Below are 16,200 nucleotides of genomic sequence, written 5' to 3'. Positions count from 1 at the left end.
TTTACACCCCGCTGCGGACCGCTCTCGCGTGGTCCTCAATGTGGTTCTCAACTGCCGACTGTTCAGCAGAGAGAATTGTCTGACGCTCATCGGCGCTCATCATCGGCTGCAATTCCGGCGGCAATTCCGGCCGTTCGCCGCAAGCCGCTTCAACTGCATCCGGGAATTTGGCCGGATGGGCTGTTCCCAGCACCACCATCGGCGTCGATCCGTCATCATGAGCCTTGGCTACATGAACGGCAATAGCCGTATGCGGATCAAGCAGATAGCTGCTGGTCTTCAATGTGTCTTCGATGATCGAGGCTGTTTCTTCCTCGGTGCAGCGCCCAGCTGAAAAGCTGGAGCGGATGGCACCGAGAGCCGGCTCCTCAATGGTGAAGCTGCCCGACTGGCCGAGCTGGTTCATCATCCGGCGCACCGCGTCCGCATCGCGGCCCGTGGCTTCCGACAGAAGCCGCTCAAAATTGGATGAGATCTGGATGTCCATAGAGGGCGCCGTCGTGGCGGTGACACCGCGCATCTCATAGCGTCCTGTGTCCATGGTGCGTGCCAGAATGTCGTTGATGTTGGTCGCAACCACCAGCTTGTCGATCGGCAGGCCCATCTTCTTGGCGGCGAAGCCTGCAAAAATATCACCGAAATTACCGGTCGGCACGGTGAAGCTGACCTTGCGCTGCGGGCTGCCAAGGGCGGCACCTGCGACGAAGTAATAGACGATCTGCGCCAGAATGCGGGCCCAGTTGATCGAGTTGACCCCGGACAGGCCGACCCGGTCGCGGAAGGCAAAGTTGTTGAACATGCCCTTCACGATGGACTGGCAATCATCAAAGTTGCCGCTCAGGGCGAGGGCGTGAACATTGTCTTCCGTCGGCGTGGTCATCTGCCGGCGCTGAACCGGAGAGACACGTCCTTCGGGGAAGAGAATGAAGACATCCGTGCGGGTGGAACCGCGGAAGGCCTCGATGGCTGCGCCGCCGGTGTCGCCGGATGTGGCGCCAACGATGGTGGCGCGCATGTTCCGCTTTTCCAGTACATGGTCCATCAAACGGCCGAGCAACTGCATCGCCACGTCCTTGAAGGCCAGGGTCGGACCGTGGAAGAGCTCCAGAACGAACTGGTTCGGTGCGATCTGCACCAGCGGTGTCACCGCCTGATGGCGGAAGCCCGAATAGGCGTCCGTGATCATCGCCATCAGATCATCATCGGCAATCTCGCCATCGACGAAAGGCTGGATCACTGCGAAGGCTACGTCCTCATAGGACTTGCCAGCAAAGGAGGCGATGGTTTCAGGAGACAACTGCGGCCAGGTCTCTGGCAGATAGAGACCGCCATCACGTGCAAGACCCTGCAGAAGCACATCGCAAAAACCGAGTACCGGAGCCTCCCCACGCGTACTATAATACTTCACTGACCGCTGCCTCCGCTTTCGCGTTTCCTGTTTATTCTCGACGCCAGTCGAGCGCTGGCGTTGCTGGTTAGCCGGGATTACCACAGTTCCGTGGCCTACGACAGAATTTTACCGTGTTTTTTTACCCTAAGCCACTGGCGCACAAGCCTGCATCACGCATGGCCGGCATCGCCGAAGAGCATTGCAGGATCAATGCCTATGGACTGCAAGGCCCGCTGCCACTTGTTGTCGAAGGCGGGGTCGAAAACCAGATCGCGACTGGCAGCACCTGTCAGCCAGCCGTTGGCCTGGATCTCGCTTTCCAGTTGCCCCGGTGCCCAGCCCGAGTAGCCGAGTGCCAGCATCGCCTGCTCCGGTCCGGTGCCGTCGGCCATGGCCTTCAGGATCTCCAGGGTCGCTGTCAGGCAGATGCCGTCGCGGATCGGCAGGGTCGAACGGTCGAGCACGTAATCATCGGAATGCAGCACAAAGCCACGCTCCACTTCCACCGGCCCCCCCTTGTGGACGTTCATCTCGCGCAGGCTGTGGGGCAGATGAATACCCTGCTCGTCCTGCAGGATGTTGAGCTGAATCAGCAAGCCTTCCAGGCTGAGGTGACGGGCCACCTGGTTGATGACCAATCCCATGGCGCCCTGCTCCGTGTGGGAACAAATGTAAATTACGGAATGCTCGAACCGGCCATCCTCCATATTGGGCATGGCGATCAAAAACTGTCCTTCGAGCGAATCGGTCATTCAACAAGTATCCCGAACTAACAAGCAGATAGGCGCTGAAACTGGGGCGTTTACCACGGTTCGCCGCTCAGCCCTTCGCGTCATCAGGCAGATTAGCGCGACTTTCGCCGATTGTTAACGGCTGGGAGTTGTTTTGAGCCTATGCACGTCTCCAGAGGCACGGAACAACACCGGTTCCTGCTCGAAATCACGCAGATATGAGACCGCCGCGAGCTGAACAGCAGATGACCCGAGGCCTGTTTCGCGCTAGCACTCATTGCCATGATGACTTTTCAAAGCTTCCAGCACCCAACTTCAGCGCTTGCTCCGCTGAGCCGCCGCGCCCGATGTGTGCGGGCCATCGCCATCTGCGCCCTGCTGACAGAGCTGGCCCTGTCCCCAGCGGCCAGATCAGCCAGAGCGGCCTCCAGTGACTGGCACGACGGACAGGGCGGCGGCGTGCGGCTGATTTCCAGCGGCCCTGCTCAGGCTGACAGCCCTGACAAGCCTGGCGCGGCTTATCTGGCGGGGCTGGAGTTCTCGCTGGAGCCGGGCTGGCACACCTATTGGCGCTCCCCCGGCGAGGCGGGCATTGCGCCGCAGATCGACTTTTCCGGGTCGACCAACCTGAAGTCGGTGGAGGTGCTTTATCCGGTACCGGAACGCTACAATGACGGCTATTCGACCACCGCCGTCTACCACGGAGAGGTCGTGCTGCCGCTTCGCATCACCGCGCAGGACCCGACAGCGCCCTTGCGGCTGCAGGCAAGCCTGTTCTTCGGGGTCTGCAAGGAAATCTGCGTGCCGCGCGACGCAGGGCTGACGCTTGACCTGTCAGCGCAAGATACCCCGGACAGGGTGAGCAACCTGCTGATCGAGCGTGATTTGCAGCGCGTGCCCCAAAAGACCTCTCCGGCCGCGCCGCAACTGTCCATCGTCGTGGCGCAGACCAGTGACAAGACAGATCGGCTGCAGATCGTTGCCGACAGCACGCTCAGTCCCGACAAGACCGCTGCGACAGAGCTGTTTGCGGTCGGTCCGGAAGGCTCCTACAACGGCCTGCCGACGCTGATCTCCCGTAAAAATGGCAAAACGGTCTGGCAGCTTTCGACCAAAGGCCTGAAACGCCAGGCGGACGGCGGCAGCCAGCTGAGCCTTGTGGTCCAGCGCGGCGAACAGGCCTGGGTCAGCGAACACCCGCTGTCACCCGACCAGCTTGCCCCCCTGAAATGACTGGATTTGTCCGTCACCCCGCCCAAAGCAAATGTGAGTGCCACAGACCGGCACTTATGCGGCGTGGACAGATCGTTTTCATCCCCCCCTCGACGCGGCGCGCCGAAACGCTTATTGGCTTTGAGGGAGACGTCCTCACTCCGCATATCGCGGGACAATCAGGAGACAGACATCATGAGCATCAAGGTCGGCGACACGCTTCCCGAGGCAACCTTCAAGATCAAGACCGCAGACGGCCCGGCCGAACTGACAACCAAAGAGCTTTTCGAAGGCAAGACCGTTGTTCTGTTTGGTGTGCCAGGTGCTTTCACCCCGACATGCCACATGAACCATCTGCCGGGCTTCGTTGAGCATGCAGACACGATCAAGGCGAAGGGCGTCGACACCATCGCGGTGCTGGCAGCCAACGATCTCTTCGTCATGGACGCATGGTCGAAATCCACCAAGGCCGACGCCCTGACGTTCCTCTCTGATCCCTCCGCCGATTTCATCAAGGCTATTGGCCTTGGTCTCGACGCTCCGATCTTCGGTGCCACCCGCTCCCAGCGTTTCGCGCTGATCGCCAAGGACGGCGAAATCACCTTCCTCAGCGTCGAAGATGCACCCGGCGACCTGAAGTCCACCGGCGCGGCCTCCATCCTGGAAGCCCTCTGAGTTCTTCAAGCTTGAGCAAAGACAGGACAAAGGCGCGGATTTTTCTGCGCCTTTTTTGTTTGTTTTTTGCGATGCGTGACGTCCCTCCCTCACCTCTCCTCTCCTCACCTCACCTCACCTCACCTCGCCTCACCTCACCTCCCCACCTGCCTCATCCTCGGACTTAATCCGAGGATCCATGCCGATACAGCCCTACATACTCAGCCCGCACCGGGACGCGAAGGAAAGGCATGGATGCCATGATTAAGTCATGGCGTGACGGAGACGCAAAAGGCGCTGTTCCGGACTTGAGCCGGGAGCTGTCGCCGCGCTCGTCGGGTTGCCAAAAGACAGGGGAGACGTCAGGTCAGGCGTCGTCGTCGGGACTGGTTTGGCGGAACACCGTCAGGGCGTAGGTGAAGAAAACCCCAACTAAAGTTGCCGCCAGACCGAACCATGTCAGGGCATAGCCGAGGTGGTCGTTCTTGAAGCGAACAACGGTTTCGCCTGCCTGGGGCAAGCCGTTCAGGCCGGAGAATGCGCCGTCCAGATCGACGCTGAACGGCGCACGTTTCTGGCTCGGTACCTTCAGCGTCTTTGACATGTGGATGGTGTCGCGAGCAAACCAGACCATGTTGTCAGTGTCAGCAGCTGGCGTCGTCCAATTTGGCTGCTCCGACAGACGCAACAAGCCGGTGATCGTGATCTGGGTTTCCGGATTAGGCTCCTCGACGAACATCTCGCGCTCGATGCGCCAGATTTCCTGTGGCAGGAACCCTCGGTTGATCATCAGCGTCCAGCCACCACTGGTGCGGAACGGGCTATAGACCATGTAGCCCGGCCCTTGAAACCGACCCTTGGCGTCTTCTCCGAGTGATGTAAAATAATAGGCATTCCCAGCGAGGAAGTGACCGGTCACCGACACGTGGCGATAGTCAATCTCGAATGGATCCAGGGTCGGCCAGGCATCGGGGCCAGGGGCCGGCACAGGCGCGGCGGCAAGATCCGTTTCCACCTTGGCAATCAGAGCTGTTTTCCAGGCGAGCCGGTCGAGTTGCCAGAGGCCGAGATTGAGAAGGACGCCGAGTGCCAAGGCAGCCACGGCCGCCGGCACCAGCAGACGGCGCAGAGGGGACTGGCTTTGCAGCTCGGATTGCGGGATCAGGTCAGACATGTTGACTTCAGTTCTTCTTGATGGACGGTGCTGCAAATGGTGCGATCAATCGTCCGTATCCAGGCGGCCCTCACGGGCGGAATGACGGAATTGCTGCGCAATCATCAGGCCCTTCAGGGGGCGCAGACTGCCACCTGCCAGAATGCAGGTCAGCGGCAGCCAAATGATCAGGTGTAGCCATATTGGCGGCTGAAAAGTGAACTCGACCCACAACACCAGCGCGACGACGATGAAGCCAACCAGCAGCGTGACGAAAACGGCAGGACCATCACCAGCGTCGGCAAAGTCATAGTTCAACCCGCAGTTGGAGCACCGCTCGCGCAGGCCGAGAAAACCCTTGAACAATTTGCCTTCGCCACACTGTGGGCACGAACCGGACAGACCCGCCTTCACAGGATTGACCGTGGGGAAGTGTGCCTTGTCAGTCATTGTCTATCCTGTGATTTGAAGATGTTCGGAAACGGCAAACTACCCCCGCAGAGAGCCTGATGCAAAACGCCCGAGCCGTTTCCCGGCCCGGGCGTCCATTTGTCTCAGACGTTAGGTCGTCAATCAGTGAGCCGGCGTCCCGGCGCCCCAGATATAGATGGCGACGAATAGGAACAGCCAGACAACGTCAACGAAGTGCCAGTACCAGGCAGCTGCTTCGAAGCCGAAGTGCTTTTCCTTGGTGAAGTCACCACCGAGGGCACGGAACAGGCAGACCGCCAGGAAGATGGTGCCCACGACAACGTGGAAGCCATGGAACCCGGTCGCCATGAAGAAGGTCGCCCCATAGATGTTGCCCGCAAAGCCAAAGGCAGCATGAGAATACTCGTAGACCTGGCAGATGGTGAAGACCACGCCAAGCATGACCGACAGCACCAATCCCCACTTCAGGCCTTCACGGTCATCATGCAGAAGCGCATGGTGAGCCCATGTCACCGTTGTGCCGGAACACAGCAGGATCAGCGTGTTGAGCAACGGCAGGTGCCAAGGATCAAACGTTGCGATGCCCGCAGGCGGCCAATGACCGCCAGTCACATCGGCACGGACGTAATTGATGGCTTCACCAGCATAAAGCGCTGCGTCGAAGTAGGCCCAGAACCAGGCAACGAAGAACATCACTTCAGAGGCGATGAACAACAGCATGCCATAACGCAGATGCAGCGACACGACGCGGGTGTGATGGCCCTGATGCGCTTCGCGGATGGTATCGCGCCACCAGCCGAACATGACATAGAGAACAATCACCAGACCGATGGCAAAGATGCCCCAGCCGGTAAGGTTCAGACCGAAGAGAACAAACTCTTCGCCTTTGCCGAGCTTCATGAAGGCGATACCGCCGATTGCCATAAGAAAGGCGCCGATGGACGCCAGGAACGGCCACGGGCTCGGATCAACCAAGTGGTAGTCGTGATTTTTGCTATGTGCCTCAGCCATCGGCAAGCTCCCCAGGGACAAAATGATCCTGTCGTCTCAAGGACGGCAGGTCAGAGATTCGATTGAGCGGCCGGTTCATCCCCCCGAGCCGCAACAGGTTGTTCCGGTTCTTCAACCGGAAAGAAAGTATAGGAAAGGGTAATTTCCCGTACGTGTTTCAGATCCGGATCGTTGTTCATATCCGGATCAACAAAGAAAACCACAGGCATTTCGACGGTTTCACCCGCCTCCAGCGCCTGCTCGGTAAAGCAGAAACACTCAAGCTTGTTGAAGTAAGCACCCGCTTCCAGCGGTGTGACGTTGAACACAGACGTGCCGACAGTACGTCGGGATCCGGTGTTTGTCGCCACATAGGACATCTGACGGGTTTCGCCCATCTTCATTTCCATCTGCCTGTGCTCAGGCGCGAACTTCCAGCTCAGCGTATGATTCACGTTGCCATCGAAACGAACGATGATCTTGCGATCGATCACATGATCGGCCTCTTGCGTCGCGACCTGGGTCGTTCCGCCGAAACCGGTCACGCGACAAAACATGTTGTAGAGAGGCACCGCTGCGTAGGACGCTCCCACCATCGACACGAAGATGCTCGCGCAGACAAAGCCGACGCGGCGATTTCGCCGCTGCGACGCCTTCAGCCGGTCCATGTCATCATTGGGTGTCGGAGTGGTCATCGTGCTTCTCTAAAATCCTTAAAGGGCGCGGTTCATGATCTCTGGTCCCATCTTGACGATGGTCACCACATAGAACAGCACAACCAGGCCCGCCAAGGTCACCGCAATGGCGATGGACCTGGAGCGACGACGCTTCTTCTGGTCCTCGCTCAGCTCAATCCCGGCGGTCTTGTCGGCGGAGGTCTTGTCGGCGGACATGGGCATCACATTCCAGAAATCAGGCTTTCGGCCAACAACAGCGCGAAAACCAAGAACAGGTAGAAGAGGGAGAAGGTGAAGAGCCTGACCGCAGACTTGCGGGCAGCATCACCTTCACGATTGCGCCAGACGTCGGCAGCCAGCACCAGAAAGATTGCACCGAGCGTAGCAGAAGCTGCACCGTAGAACACGCCGGCAAAGCCGAGCAGATAAGGTGCAACGCCGATCGGCGCGAGCAGGATCGAATAGATCAGGATCTGGTGACGGGTCGCCGTCTCGCCAGCGACCACAGGCAGCATCGGTACGCCGGCAGCGCGGTAGTCACCGCATTTGAACAGCGCCAACGCCCAGAAATGCGGAGGGGTCCACATGAAGATGATCATGAACAGGACCGCGCTTTCCAGGTTGACATCACCGGTCACGCACGACCACGCCACCATGGGCGGGAAAGCGCCTGCCGCGCCACCGATAACGATGTTCTGCGGAGTCAAACGCTTCAGCCACATGGTGTAGATAACCACATAGAAGAAGATGGTGAAGGCCAGGAAAGCGGCGGCAAACCAGTTGACCACCAGGCCAAGGATCAACACCGATCCAGCGGCCAGGGTCATGCCGAATGTGAAAGCTTCCTGCGGCGTGATCTTGCCAGCCGGAATAGGACGCTTGGCTGTGCGTGTCATGACGGCGTCAATGTCGGCGTCATACCACATATTCAGGGCACCAGAGGCACCGGCACCAATTGCGATGCAAAGGATGGACACAAGCCCAAGCACCGGATGCATGTCACCTGGAGCCAGCATCATGCCAACGAAAGCCGTGAAGATCACCAGCGACATGACCCGGGGTTTCAGCAGGGCAACATAGTCGGCAACCGACCCGTGCCCGCCGTCCCAGACGAGGCTGTCTGCTGTGAGTGTATCCTGGCGCTCGACGAGCGACATGGGCGCATCCTTGATTTGTAACTAACGCGTTGTCTTGACGGTCTGACCAGCGAAGCCGGCCGCTCCGCAACCCTGCCTCCCCGGCGGGATCCTGGAGCAACCACCGCACCGAAAAATCGGAGCGGTGGTCTTGTCTTGTCACCCGGCCCTCTCCCGGACCGGGGCGAAGCCTTGTCGCTTACTTGATGCGCGGCAGGGTTTCGAACTGGTGGAACGGCGGCGGAGAGGTCAATGTCCACTCCAGGGTCGTTGCGCCCTCGCCCCACGGGTTGTTGCCGGCAACACGCTTCTTCATGAAGGCCTCAACGATACCGAAGAGGAACACCAGCACCGCAAAGGCCGAGATGTAGGAGCCGATGGAGGACACAAAGTTCCAGCCCTCAAACGCATCCGGATAATCGGCATAGCGACGCGGCATGCCGTTCATGCCCAGGAAGTGCTGCGGGAAGAACACCAGGTTCACACCGATGAAGGTGATCCAGAAGTGTGCCTTGCCGATCGTCTCATTGTACATGTAGCCGAACATTTTCGGGAACCAGTAGTACCAGCCCGCGAAGATGGCGAAGACCGCACCCAGCGACAGAACGTAGTGGAAGTGAGCCACAACGTAGTAGGTGTCGTGAAGCGCGCGATCGAGACCGGCGTTGGCCAGCTGCACACCTGTCACACCACCAACGGTGAACAGGAAGATGAAGCCGATGGCCCACACCATGGGTGTGCGGAAGGTAATCGATCCGCCCCACATGGTCGCAATCCACGAGAAGATCTTCACGCCCGTTGGTACCGCAATGACCATTGTGGCCGCCACGAAGTAGGCCTGGGTCTCGGTGGACATGCCGACCGTATACATGTGGTGAGCCCACACGATGAAGCCGACCACGCCGATGGCAACCATGGCATAGGCCATTCCGAGATAACCGAAGATCGGCTTGCGCGAGAAGGTGGAGATGATGTGGCTGACGATGCCGAAGCCTGGGAGGATCAGGATATACACTTCCGGGTGACCGAAGAACCAGAACAGATGCTGGAACAGGATCGGATCACCACCACCGGCCGGGTCGAAGAACGACGTGCCGAAGTTACGATCCGTCAGCAACATGGTGATGGCGCCTGCCAGAACCGGCAGGGACAGCAGAAGCAGGAATGCCGTGATAAGAACCGCCCAGGCGAAGAGCGGCATCTTATGCATGGTCATGCCCGGGGCACGCATGTTGAAGATGGTCGTGATGAAGTTGATCGCACCGAGGATCGAGGAAGCGCCGGCCACGTGAAGGGCCAGGATCGCCAGATCCATCGACGGGCCAGGCTGCCCCGATGTCGACAGTGGCGGGTAGATCGTCCAGCCACCACCGGATCCGGAGTAGCCGGTCGGTCCATCAACGAACAGCGACAGCAGCAACAGCAAAAATGCCGGCGGCAGCAGCCAGAACGAGATGTTGTTCATCCGCGGGAAGGCCATGTCCGGCGCACCGATCATGATCGGCACGAAGAAGTTGGCAAAACCGCCGATCAGCGCCGGCATGACCATGAAGAAGATCATGACCAGGCCATGGGCCGTCGTGAACACGTTGAACGTATGCGGATTGGAGAAAATCTGCATCCCCGGTTCTTGCAATTCCATACGGATACCGACGCTGAGCGCCCCGCCGATAATTCCCGCTATGATTGCAAAGATGAGGTACAGGATACCAATATCCTTGTGGTTGGTCGAATAGACCCACCGTACCCACCCTGTCGGGTGGTCATGTGCCGCATGTGCTTCGCTGGCAGCCATGAAGTGCTCCCTCTTTAAACCTGGCAGAGCCGCACCGGGAGATTTTCCCCGGCGTCGGTCTGCAGCCCGTAATCCGTCAGCTTAGTTATTAGCGACGGTGATTTCTTCGATAGTGCCAGTAGCCACTTTCTCTTCCGCCTGGATGGCGGCGAGAAGCTGCTTGTTGGCCGCTTCCAGATCTTCCTGCGCGGTTTCCGACCAGGCAGCGAACTGCTCGGCGGTCACAACACGGATCGCAATCGGCATGAAGGCATGGTTCAAGCCGCAAAGCTCTGAACACTGACCATAGTACATCCCGGTGTTGCGCGCCCGGAACCAGGTCTCGTTAAGACGACCAGGCATCGCATCGATCTTCACGCCGAAAGCCGGCATGGCAAAAGCATGGATCACATCTTCCGAGGCCACCTGAACACGAACGGTGGTGTCAACAGGCACAACCATTTCATTGTCCACGGCGAGCAAGCGAGGCACCTGATCCAGCGTCTGACCACGCGCTTCGGCAACCGCAGCACGGTCGTCCTCAGGGATCATGATGGAGTCCATGTAGAGACCATTCATGTTCTCGTCGGTGTACTCGTATCCCCAGTACCACTGGTAGCCGATTGCCTTGACCGTCATATCGTACTCCGGAATTTCCAGCTCCTTGTAGAGCAGACGGAAAGACGGGATTGCGATGATGATCAAGATAAGAATTGGCGCAATGGTCCAAACCACCTCGATCAAGGTGTTGTGGGACGTGCGCGACGGAACCGGATTGGCCTTCGCATTAAATTTCAAAATGACGATGAACAGCAGTGCCAATACGAACACGACAACGATTGCCATGATCCAGACCATCATGCCGTTGAACCAATGGATATCTTCCATCACATCCGTGGCAGCGTCCTGTAGACCGATCATCCAGGGGTGGAAACCAACCTCCTGGGCCAGAGCAGCTGTCGAAGCTCCGGCGAATGCAGCCGCCCCAGCGGCTGTTTTGATGAGACGCTTGAAGTAAGCCTTCACGTCCGCGCTCCCTTCCCTCAAGCCGCCGAACTACCGACGGCACTCGCAATGCAAATATTCTTCACCCGGCCAATCCGACGAGACCCTGGCGGCACCCCCTCAGGTGCTCCCGCCCAGACTCTCGCTTTACACGAATCCACCGGTGCGATTTCGGCGCATCATACTCTGACGAAACCAGATAACGCGACGCCACAGAAAGACGAAGCGGCGATGTGCCGCACCCGCTTTCAACAATAACCCGGGGCACAAAAACCACAAGAAGGGCTGGCCCGCAACGGATTTCCGAGGATTTCGCATTGGACAACCGTTCCACATCGGTTGATCCCAATCAATGACTTGTATTTTTGCCAATATTTACCCCCAGCCTACTCTCCGGGCTTTGGCCGGGGTGGAAAGCGTTCCTGCGTTCGTGCACTCTTGCCGACAGAAAACAAATTTGATTCGCCAAGGTTTTCGGAGCGGCGCAGGAGCCCGTCCGGACTTTGTGCCAGGAGGATATCCCCTTTGCCACGCCGCTTGATCCGCAGCCTGCCCCGTCTGGCGACCCTTCTTCCCTTCTCCATTTGCCTCGCCTTCGCGGGAGCGAGCCTTTCCAGCGCGCCCGCTGCGGCGCAAGGCGAAGTGAAAGCCGTCCATGGTGACTGGCAGATGCGATGCGACACCCCCCCTGGTGCCAGCGGCGAGCAATGCGCGCTGATCCAGAACGTAACGGCAGAAGACCGGGAAAACGTTGGGCTCTCGGTCATCATCCTGAAGACCGCTGACAAGCAGGCAAAGATCTTGCGCGTTTTGGCACCACTTGGGGTGCTGCTGCCCTCCGGGCTGGGCCTGCGGGTGGATGATGCGGACATCGGCCGCGCCGGCTTCGTGCGCTGTGTCAGCAACGGCTGTATCGCCGAGGTCATCCTGGATGACGAACTGATCAGCAAGCTGAAGGGTGGCGACCTCGCGACCTTCATCATCTTCCAGACACCGGAAGAGGGAATAGGCATTCCGATCTCCCTGAAAGGCTTCTCCGCCGGCTTTGACGCTCTGCCAGGCAGCTGATCACATAATCCGATCTCATGACTGACAAATGCTTCGATATTCCGGCGCGATCTTTTCGCGCCGCAAGCCCTTTATCGTAGCTAGACCTTGGCCGCATCCTGCCCCTTGACGGGGGCGACCACAGGATCGTCCGACGTTTCCACCGATGGCACCACAGCTCTGTCCGTGATCCGGCGCCGCGGTGTGATGCCGTGCAATCGGTCAGAACCAGCCAGAATGCCATCCTTCAACTGAATAGCCAGCCGTTCTTCGTCCCGGCGGCGGACATCTTCCTCGATCTCCTCGATCCGCTCGGGCGGAATGCCGAGGCTTTCCAGTGCTGCCTTGCCAAAGGCCAGCGACGATTCGAACGTTTCGCGGATCTGATAGTCCACGCCCTGCCGCTCCAGTTCGAGCGCATGGGCTCGATCGGTCGCACGGCAGAAGATCAACGCCTGCGGAAAGCCGTCACGCACCACTTCGACGGCCCGGCCCATCACCCGGTCGTCTTCAACACACATGGCAATCAGCGCGGCCTTGCCCGCACCCGCTGCTGCCATCACATCCGGCCGCGTGGCATCGCCATAGTAAACCTTGTAGCCAAGCCGACGGGCATAGGCGATGCGCTCAGGTGTTACATCGATGGCCCGAACTTCCAGGCCTTCTGCCGTCAGGATCTGCGCCACCATCATGCCGAAGCGCCCGAAACCGACGACAAGCACCGTTGGCGTCGCTTCCTCGAAGGTTTCGATCATCGGGTTTTCAACGCCCCGCGCCTTCAGTCGGGCCGCAACATAATCCAGCAGCAGGCAGGCCAGCGGCGTCAGCAGCATCGAGAGAATGACGATGGAATTGAGCAGGTTCGCGGTCTGATAGGGCATCACCCGATTGCTGACCGCCGCCGTGAACAACACGAAGGCGAATTCGCCCCCCTGAGGCAGGGTGACCGCAATACGCATGGCATCGGAATTGCTCGACCCACTGCCCCGCGTCAACGCCCAAAGGAAAATGCCCTTGATCAGCATCACCCCGGTCACCCCCATGATAATGAGGGCAATGTTGTCGACCAGCAGCACGAAGTCGAGCGACATGCCGATGGCAGCAAAGAACAATCCCATCAGCAGCGAGCGAAACGGCTCGATATCGGCTTCCAGAACATGTTTGAAACTGGATTCCGCCAGAAGCACACCGGCAAGAAAGGCGCCCAGCGCCATCGACACACCCACCGCATGCATCAGGCCGGCACTTCCCAGCGCCACCAGAAGGGCTGCGGCAAGCATCACTTCGCGTGCATGGCTGGCAGCCAGAATGGCGAATAGCGGAGATGCCAGATAGCGACCAGCCACCACCACCGCCCCAATGGCAGCAACAATCGTCAGCACTTCCATCCAGACGGCGGGCCCTGCCTCGCCATTGCTGAAGGGCGTCAGAATGGTGACCATCGCCAGCAGCGGCACGATGGCGATGTCCTGCAGCAGCAAAATCGAAAAGGCCCGTTGGCCATAAGGCGCGGACAGCTGCCCACGCTCCTGCAGGATCTGCAGGGCAAAGGCAGTAGAGGACAGAGCAAGCCCGAAACCGGCCACCAGAGCTGTGCGAACGGAATAGCCCGTATAATAGAAGGCAGCGTAGAGACTTAAGCCGGTAAACAGCACCTGGGCGGTGCCAAGACCGAAAATATCACGCTTCATCCGCCAGAGTTTTTGGGGATCAAGTTCCAGACCGATGACAAACAGCAGCAGCACAACGCCAAGCTCAGCAACGGGCAGCATCTCCTCTCCCGAGGCCATGACGCCAAAGCCAAACGGTCCGATGGCCGCACCGGCTGCGAGATAGCCAACGACGGAACCCAGCCCCAGCCGTTTTGCCAGCGGCACAGCGACCACCGTTGCGGCAAGCAGAACCAGGGCCTCACTCAGGAATGGGGGGGCGCCGTCTGCTGACATGTCTAACCTTCCGCTCCCTTTAATGAATTCCCTCGTCTCTCGCAGACCAGCATACCCGAAAGCGGGGGAGCGGGAACCCCGAACGCAGGGAGAAGCACGATTTCGACAGCGCAAATGGCGCAGCAGGATCACCGAAGCGTAAACAGCGTCAGGTCAATGGGGACATGACGCCCTTGCGATAGGCTTCCCGATCACACAAGTGCTGATACCAGGTTGCCAGATGCGGCAGGTCGGGGCGCTCGATCTCCATCGCAAACCAGGCATAGGCCAGACTTCCGAGGGGAATATCGCCAATTCCCAAAGCCTCGCCCGAGAGATACGGCTGCTTTGCCAGAACCGCATCGGCAACCGCGAACTGAGCGGCGCAATGCTTCAGACCGGCTTCCAGCGCTGCATGATCCCGAGCATCAGGAGTTGTGCGAACCATGTTCCAGAACAGATCCTTGAAGGGGTCGCCAAAGGAGAAGGTCGTCCAATCCATCCAGCGATCTGCCGAAGCCCATTGTTCCAGACTGTCGGGCAGAATGTCGCCAGACCCGTATTTGCGCACCAGATAGCGCACGATCGTATTGGATTCCCAAAGGACGAAGTCACCATCCTGCAGACAGGGAATGCGCCCGTTGGGGTTGAGCGCACGAAATTCCGGGGTGTCGACCAACCCGAAGGCGCCGCCCGCGTCGATCTGCTGATAGGCGAGCCCCAGCTCCTCCGCGCACCACAGAACTTTGCGCACATTCGAAGAATTGATACGTCCCCAGATCTTCAAGTTAAGCCCCTCAGAAGGTCCACAGCCAAATCGCCGATCGCTCTCTCATGCCCGGCTGCTGCCTCGGGCGCAAGCAGACAAGGTAATTTTACATAACTCCCGCGCACTTGCCGTTGATCAGGCAATTATTTCGACATATCGTGAATTATCGAAAAGTTTATGACATTTGTGTAACCGCACGAGGTTCAGATGACCGACAAGGCTTACAATGTGCTGTTTTTATGCACACAAAATTCCGCCCGATCACAAATGGCCGAAGCCATCCTGAACCGTGAGGGTCAGGGACGCTTCAAGGCCTTTTCAGCAGGGTCCCAGAAGGCAGACCAGGTCCATCCCCGGGCGTTGGATCTTTTGAACAAGTCAAACCACCCGACCGCAGGGTTGCGCACGAAGAGCTGGGATGAGTTCGCCGTGGAAGGCGCTCCGAAGCTCGACTTCGTCTTCACGGTTTGCGATCAGGCTGCGGCCGAAGCCTGCCCAGTCTGGCCCGGCCAGCCCATGAGCGCCCATTGGGGCCTGCCCGACCCTGCCGCAGCTGAAGGCAATGAGATCGAGCAACAGCTGGCCTTCGCCGAAACCTACCGGATGCTGGTCAACCGGATTTCCATCTTCGTCAGCTTGCCGATTGCGTCCCTGGACAAGTTGTCCCTGCAGAAGCGCCTGACAGATATCGGAAAATCAACTGTGAACGCAGAGGCTGACTAAGTGTTTTGAAAGAAGGCTGCCCGCTTTTAGATCGAAACTTGGGCAGCCTGTCCGCAGCAAAACCTAGCAAAAAGATCGCTAATCGATGCTTAAGATCTCACGGAAAGATTGGATAACCAACCCGCTGCCAATACAGAACGCAATAAAAGAAAGGACTAACGCTCCGACGCCCAAACGCCGCCACCAAGCGGCTGCAGATCGATTGAAGTCTGCAATACGTTCAGGAATTTCAACTTCACCAGAAAGGAAATTTTCGATTTCCGAGTTGCTTGGATGATTCTTCAGATACTCCCGCTGGTTGAAATATGATGAAATCATCGCGAAAGCGACCAAAGCTACTCCAGCAGTAAAAGAGGCGGCGGCGTTTAAAAGCGGCACGAGATCAAGCGGACGGACGATATCCAGTTCCAAGAGTTTAGGAAAAATCGTCGTAATTATCGCGATTGCCCCCCGTGAATCAGAAATAAAGTTCTCGCGACACCCTGAATGAAAGACACAACACTGGCACGAACATGGCGTTCATTTGCGAAGTATTCTTCCAGAAGACGGAGTAAATACTTCTCGCGATTTCCATTTTCTGCC

General features: G+C 58.5%; 17 protein-coding genes. 4 read left to right on the top strand and 13 right to left on the bottom strand.

Annotation, left to right across the window (positions count from 1 at the left end; translation table 11 throughout):
* Position 1 precedes the first annotated feature (1 nt).
* Together thrC and J0X15_RS11760 are read right to left on the bottom strand one after the other, a co-directional pair.
* The gene (gene thrC / locus J0X15_RS11765) at positions 2-1,408 is read right to left on the bottom strand and encodes a threonine synthase (protein ID WP_206940875.1); all 1,407 of its coding nucleotides are present in this window, start codon (positions 1,406-1,408) and stop codon (positions 2-4) included.
* A 152-nt stretch (positions 1,409-1,560) separates the two neighbouring features.
* Positions 1,561-2,142, bottom strand: a complete 582-nt coding sequence (locus J0X15_RS11760) for a YqgE/AlgH family protein (RefSeq protein WP_206940873.1) — start codon at positions 2,140-2,142, stop codon at positions 1,561-1,563.
* Positions 2,143-2,403: 261 nt separating this feature from the next.
* On the opposite strand from J0X15_RS11760, the gene J0X15_RS11755 reads away from it, so the two are divergent.
* Together J0X15_RS11755 and J0X15_RS11750 are read left to right on the top strand one after the other, a co-directional pair.
* The gene (locus J0X15_RS11755; RefSeq protein ID WP_206940871.1) at positions 2,404-3,354 is read left to right on the top strand and encodes a protein-disulfide reductase DsbD domain-containing protein; all 951 of its coding nucleotides are present in this window, start codon (positions 2,404-2,406) and stop codon (positions 3,352-3,354) included.
* A 174-nt stretch (positions 3,355-3,528) separates the two neighbouring features.
* Positions 3,529-4,008: a peroxiredoxin gene (locus J0X15_RS11750; protein ID WP_206940869.1), complete on the top strand. Its 480-nt coding sequence runs from the start codon at positions 3,529-3,531 to the stop codon at positions 4,006-4,008.
* 346 nt (positions 4,009-4,354) lie between these two features.
* Here the strand turns inward: J0X15_RS11750 and J0X15_RS11745 are convergent, their stop codons facing one another.
* From J0X15_RS11745 to coxB, 8 genes are all read right to left on the bottom strand, one after another.
* Positions 4,355-5,161, bottom strand: coding sequence for an SURF1 family protein (locus J0X15_RS11745; RefSeq protein WP_206940867.1), 807 nt, complete (start codon positions 5,159-5,161; stop codon positions 4,355-4,357).
* Positions 5,162-5,206: 45 nt separating this feature from the next.
* Positions 5,207-5,590 carry a DUF983 domain-containing protein gene (locus J0X15_RS11740; protein ID WP_206940865.1) on the bottom strand — a complete coding sequence of 128 codons (384 nt, stop codon included), beginning with the start codon at positions 5,588-5,590 and terminating at the stop codon, positions 5,207-5,209.
* A 123-nt stretch (positions 5,591-5,713) separates the two neighbouring features.
* Entirely contained in the window at positions 5,714-6,583 is an 870-nt protein-coding gene (locus tag J0X15_RS11735; RefSeq protein ID WP_206940863.1) for a cytochrome c oxidase subunit 3, read from the bottom strand.
* Positions 6,584-6,633: 50 nt separating this feature from the next.
* Complete coding sequence (locus J0X15_RS11730) at positions 6,634-7,257, bottom strand: cytochrome c oxidase assembly protein (RefSeq protein ID WP_231710380.1); 624 nt, start codon at positions 7,255-7,257, stop codon at positions 6,634-6,636.
* Between the two features lie 18 nt (positions 7,258-7,275).
* The gene (locus J0X15_RS11725; RefSeq protein WP_206940861.1) at positions 7,276-7,455 is read right to left on the bottom strand and encodes a hypothetical protein; all 180 of its coding nucleotides are present in this window, start codon (positions 7,453-7,455) and stop codon (positions 7,276-7,278) included.
* Positions 7,456-7,460: 5 nt separating this feature from the next.
* Positions 7,461-8,396 carry a heme o synthase gene (locus tag J0X15_RS11720; RefSeq protein ID WP_206940859.1) on the bottom strand — a complete coding sequence of 312 codons (936 nt, stop codon included), beginning with the start codon at positions 8,394-8,396 and terminating at the stop codon, positions 7,461-7,463.
* Positions 8,397-8,574: 178 nt separating this feature from the next.
* Positions 8,575-10,170: a cytochrome c oxidase subunit I gene (gene ctaD / locus J0X15_RS11715; RefSeq protein WP_206940857.1), complete on the bottom strand. Its 1,596-nt coding sequence runs from the start codon at positions 10,168-10,170 to the stop codon at positions 8,575-8,577.
* An 81-nt stretch (positions 10,171-10,251) separates the two neighbouring features.
* Positions 10,252-11,175 (bottom strand): cytochrome c oxidase subunit II, encoded by a 924-nt coding sequence (gene coxB / locus J0X15_RS11710; protein WP_206940855.1) that lies wholly within the window; start codon positions 11,173-11,175, stop codon positions 10,252-10,254.
* 504 nt (positions 11,176-11,679) lie between these two features.
* On the opposite strand from coxB, the gene J0X15_RS11705 reads away from it, so the two are divergent.
* The gene (locus tag J0X15_RS11705) at positions 11,680-12,222 is read left to right on the top strand and encodes an invasion associated locus B family protein (RefSeq protein WP_408015340.1); all 543 of its coding nucleotides are present in this window, start codon (positions 11,680-11,682) and stop codon (positions 12,220-12,222) included.
* Positions 12,223-12,302: 80 nt separating this feature from the next.
* Here J0X15_RS11705 and J0X15_RS11700 read toward each other — a convergent pair whose 3' ends face one another.
* A complete protein-coding gene (locus J0X15_RS11700) occupies positions 12,303-14,147 on the bottom strand; it encodes a monovalent cation:proton antiporter-2 (CPA2) family protein (RefSeq protein WP_206940853.1) in 1,845 nt (614 codons plus the stop codon).
* Positions 14,148-14,295: 148 nt separating this feature from the next.
* Positions 14,296-14,913, bottom strand: a complete 618-nt coding sequence (locus tag J0X15_RS11695) for a glutathione S-transferase family protein (protein ID WP_206940851.1) — start codon at positions 14,911-14,913, stop codon at positions 14,296-14,298.
* A 189-nt stretch (positions 14,914-15,102) separates the two neighbouring features.
* Between J0X15_RS11695 and J0X15_RS11690 the strand changes: the two genes are divergently transcribed.
* The gene (locus J0X15_RS11690; protein ID WP_206940849.1) at positions 15,103-15,618 is read left to right on the top strand and encodes an arsenate reductase ArsC; all 516 of its coding nucleotides are present in this window, start codon (positions 15,103-15,105) and stop codon (positions 15,616-15,618) included.
* A gap of 78 nt (positions 15,619-15,696) precedes the next feature.
* Here J0X15_RS11690 and J0X15_RS11685 read toward each other — a convergent pair whose 3' ends face one another.
* Entirely contained in the window at positions 15,697-16,029 is a 333-nt protein-coding gene (locus J0X15_RS11685; RefSeq protein WP_206940847.1) for a hypothetical protein, read from the bottom strand.
* Positions 16,030-16,200 lie beyond the last annotated feature (171 nt).

It is taken from the genome of Roseibium limicola, assembly GCF_017313085.1.
Lineage (GTDB): Bacteria > Pseudomonadota > Alphaproteobacteria > Rhizobiales > Stappiaceae > Roseibium > Roseibium limicola.
The sequence above is the reverse complement of the archived record's forward strand: the minus strand, read 5'-3'. Positions and strand labels throughout refer to the sequence as shown.

Bases quoted from the DNA above. Each gene is read 5' to 3' on its own strand.
- J0X15_RS11720 (WP_206940859.1), bottom strand. From the start codon at position 8,396: ATGTCGCTCGTCGAGCGCCAGGATACACTCACAGCAGACAGCCTCGTC.
- J0X15_RS11725 (WP_206940861.1), bottom strand. From the start codon at position 7,455: ATGTCCGCCGACAAGACCTCCGCCGACAAGACCGCCGGGATTGAGCTG.
- J0X15_RS11735 (WP_206940863.1), bottom strand. From the start codon at position 6,583: ATGGCTGAGGCACATAGCAAAAATCACGACTACCACTTGGTTGATCCG.
- ctaD (WP_206940857.1), bottom strand. From the start codon at position 10,170: ATGGCTGCCAGCGAAGCACATGCGGCACATGACCACCCGACAGGGTGG.
- J0X15_RS11740 (WP_206940865.1), bottom strand. From the start codon at position 5,590: ATGACTGACAAGGCACACTTCCCCACGGTCAATCCTGTGAAGGCGGGT.
- J0X15_RS11760 (WP_206940873.1), bottom strand. From the start codon at position 2,142: ATGACCGATTCGCTCGAAGGACAGTTTTTGATCGCCATGCCCAATATG.
- J0X15_RS11690 (WP_206940849.1), top strand. From the start codon at position 15,103: ATGACCGACAAGGCTTACAATGTGCTGTTTTTATGCACACAAAATTCC.
- J0X15_RS11755 (WP_206940871.1), top strand. From the start codon at position 2,404: ATGATGACTTTTCAAAGCTTCCAGCACCCAACTTCAGCGCTTGCTCCG.
- J0X15_RS11750 (WP_206940869.1), top strand. From the start codon at position 3,529: ATGAGCATCAAGGTCGGCGACACGCTTCCCGAGGCAACCTTCAAGATC.
- J0X15_RS11730 (WP_231710380.1), bottom strand. From the start codon at position 7,257: ATGACCACTCCGACACCCAATGATGACATGGACCGGCTGAAGGCGTCG.
- J0X15_RS11700 (WP_206940853.1), bottom strand. From the start codon at position 14,147: ATGTCAGCAGACGGCGCCCCCCCATTCCTGAGTGAGGCCCTGGTTCTG.
- J0X15_RS11745 (WP_206940867.1), bottom strand. From the start codon at position 5,161: ATGTCTGACCTGATCCCGCAATCCGAGCTGCAAAGCCAGTCCCCTCTG.